We start from the raw sequence: 3,391 nt of genomic DNA, 5'->3' as shown, positions 1-3,391 counted from the left end.
GAATTTTTTGGTGTCGGTCTCATGCTGGTGACAGGAAGTACAGTTTAGACTCTGGCCCTCGATTTGGTTTTTCTTTTCCAGGTGCGGCTGGTGCACGAAAAGTACCTTCTCGTTAAACTTGATTTTCTTGGTCTTGAATTTGTCATCCGGCTGGCCGTGGCAGTTAGCGGTCATGCAGTTGGCGTCGCTGATCTTCGGTCTGGTTCTGATGGTTTCGCCGCCAAGCTTAAGGTAGGAGAAGCGCTCCGGCGGCTTTTGGGGAATGTGGGTACTCACGGTCGCAGGGCTTGAACCCGAGGTCTTACCCAGTTCCGCGGTCCCTCTGGGCGGATAGTGGCATGCGACGCAGCCGAATTCCTTGTGCTTGCTTTTTTCCCAAAGCTCGTAGCTTTTTTGAACCACGCCCGGGTAGGTCAGAATATGGCAGTAGCCGCAAAAAAACTGGGGCTGGGGGATATCGACCTGCGGCAGCTCGGCCGGAACCTGCGCCGTCTGATCGGCTGATAAAGCCGGGCCGGACAAAAACAGGATCGCCACAATTGCCATGACAAAAACATGAATGCAGATTCGTGGTTTAGTCTCAATGTGTTGGGTTTCGGTATTAGTCATTTTGATCGATACTCCTTAACCAGTAAAAGAGTTCGTCCGGGTCAACCGGCTTGTTGAGACAGGCATAAATGTGGTAGCAAATGGCATCTTTTAGTTCAGGATTATACGGATGTTTGGAAATACAGAAAAAATAGACTTCCGGGTATTTTAAAGTCAGGTCCCGGATGGTGCGATTGTCGATTAATACAGTATCGATGTCTATGAACACCGCCAGGCAGGCACTCTCTTCAATGCATTTTCCCAGATCCGGCAGCAACTGCATGGGGATTGCCTGATATTTGTCTCTCTCCAGCATGGCGCATAACTCCCGGCACTGTATTTCGTCCGCATCCAACACTATAATCTTCTTTTCCAGCAAGAGTCGTTCTCCTTAGGTAATTTCGCGTAAGATTTGGAACATTTCATGTAAGGGTGTAAGAATTGCGCCTTATTTAAGCACTGCTTATGATTGCTTCAGTGTTTTCATTCAGAGTTACGTATAGCAAAAATTGTGCCAGAGTTCGCAGAAAATTCCTCTATTTCTATTTATACAATAATAACGGCATGATATAAGCGATCAGAATCTTTGTGAAGGGTTGGCAAAAGGAGAAAAATGTTCGGAAGTTTCGGACAAAGTCCGCTAAAATTGGATTTCGTCCGATTTAACCGGACGAACAGTGAGACAAATATTGATATTTAGCTCGGAATATTTTTTTTAAAAACGCTTAGTTTAAGCTTATAAAGAATATAGTATTAAGCGGGTTACGTTGGTCGTTGGTTTAGCTTTATAAAACAAAGCCAGAAAATCATGTAGCTTCAAGTGTGATTTGTTGAGGATGATCCTGCAAAAAAAAGACCAAGGAGTAAATGCAGACTTTCACGGCAACGTCTAAATTTTAGACACATTATAGCGCAAATAAGTTTTTTTAGTGTAAATTAAGCTATTTAAACTGGTATTAAAATTAAACACAATTTTAAACTGTAAACAATAAAAGTAACCGTTCACGGGTTCGGGGTTCAGCCTGTGAACGCCTACCTAATTCATCAAGGTTAATGCATGGTGTGCTGGACAATCTGATATTTTCTGAGCTTATTATAAAGCGTGGCGCGGCTGATCCCCAGACGTTGGGCGGCCAGTTTTTTGTTCCAGTTACACTCTTCCAGGGTTTCGGTGAGCAGATTTTTCTCATTTTCCTGAATCGTTCCGGGCGATTCAGCCCTAAAGGAGGCACCAAAATTGCGAATGGCCGGCGGCAGGTCTGAGACCTCGATCCGATCGCCCTTGACCAGCACGACGGCATGCTCAATACTGTTTTCCAACTCGCGAACATTTCCCGGCCAGGAATAATCAAGCAGGATGCGCATAGCATCCGAGCTGAAGTCTTTTACCTCCTTGTCCTGTTCAGCAGTGTACCGATTTAGAAAGTGCCGGCTAAGCAGCGGGATGTCGTTGCCTCGCTGCCTGAGCGGCGGTAAAAAGACAGGAATTACATTCAGGCGGTAATAAAGGTCCTCCCGAAAATTTCCGTTTTTCACTTCCTCAAGAAGATCTTTATTGGTAGCCGCCAGGATACGCAAGTCAACGCTTAGGGTCTTTTCACCTCCTATGCGCTCAAATTTTTGGCTCTGGAGCACTCGCAAAAGTTTGATCTGGGCTGACGGGGATATTTCGCCGATTTCATCTAAAAAAACGGTCCCGCCATGGGCCTGCTCGAAACGTCCGGCTTTTTGGCGGATGGCTCCGGTAAAGGCCCCTTTTTCATGACCGAAGATCTCGCTTTCCAAAAGCGTGGCCGGATAGGCCGAGCAATTGATTATGACAAAAGGGTTGTTTTTACGAAGGCTTAAGCGATGGATGGCCTGGGCCACCAGCTCTTTGCCGGTGCCGCTTTCGCCCTCAATAAGAACAGAGGCATCGGTGGGAGCAATATCCTCAATCAGTTGGTAGATCTTTTGCATCTTGGGATTTTTCCCGATGATTCCGCTGAATTCGGTGATGTTTTCGATGCGGCTCTGCAAATTGCGGATTTCTTCCTCTTGCAGTGCGGCCCGTTTGATGGTTCCGGAAGTTTGATTCAACATCAGCTCCAGCAGCTCCATTTCTTTGGTTTCGCTTTTGCATTCTATAGGACAGGAAGCGAGCATCGCACCCAAGAGCTGATTCTGATGATGGAGCGGGAATACGATCAGGTGCCCGGTATGTTTAAAGTTATCCGGGACAACCGGGGGTGAGAACGTATCTGTACTTACAAACGCTATTTTGTTAAATCCTTTTAAGATCGACTCGACGGCCTCCGAGAACTCTTTATCGAGTATCCTGGTTTCACTTTCCGATAAAACAAAAAGCGCATCTCTGCTGTCGCTAAAAATAATCAGCACCATTTCCTTGCAGGCTAATATGCTTTGAAACTTCCGAATTAAATAGGTAACGACATCATTCAAATTCGGCAATGCCCCGATTTCCTGAACAATGGCAAAACAGCTGCGGGTCTGATTGTGGGCGCGGTCCAGCTCCACAGCCTTTTCTTTCAGCTGTTGGGTATAATCCTTGATTCGAGCAATCATCTGATTGAAAGAAGAGGCCAATTTGCCTACTTCATCCTGAGCTTTCACCTCAAATTCAGCCTCCAGGTGATCCTCGTCAATATTTTCGACGGCCTTTGACAGTGCCGCCAGCGGTTCGGTCACCCGTTTAATAAAAAGGAAGGCCGCGGCCAGCCCTAAAAGCAAAATCACAAGGGTGAGAACGCTCATATGAAACCATAGTTTCATTATTTGACGTTTAATCGGCATTTCGGAGAAC

General features: G+C 46.2%; 3 protein-coding genes. All 3 read right to left on the bottom strand.

Annotation, left to right across the window (positions count from 1 at the left end):
- Positions 1-609: hypothetical protein (locus V3S16_RS00165; protein ID WP_413882648.1), on the bottom strand; the 609-nt coding region annotated here is incomplete at its 3' end.
- The gene (locus V3S16_RS00160) at positions 602-967 is read right to left on the bottom strand and encodes a hypothetical protein (RefSeq protein WP_413882647.1); all 366 of its coding nucleotides are present in this window, start codon (positions 965-967) and stop codon (positions 602-604) included. The genes V3S16_RS00160 and V3S16_RS00165, both read right to left, overlap by 8 nt.
- A gap of 671 nt (positions 968-1,638) precedes the next feature.
- Positions 1,639-3,391: sigma 54-interacting transcriptional regulator (locus V3S16_RS00155; protein WP_413882646.1), on the bottom strand; the 1,753-nt coding region annotated here is incomplete at its 5' end.

Origin of the sequence: Candidatus Desulfatibia sp. (genome assembly GCF_036446775.1) — a bacterium.
GTDB lineage: Bacteria > Desulfobacterota > Desulfobacteria > Desulfobacterales > UBA11574 > Desulfatibia_A.
The sequence above is the reverse complement of the archived record's forward strand: the minus strand, read 5'-3'. Positions and strand labels throughout refer to the sequence as shown.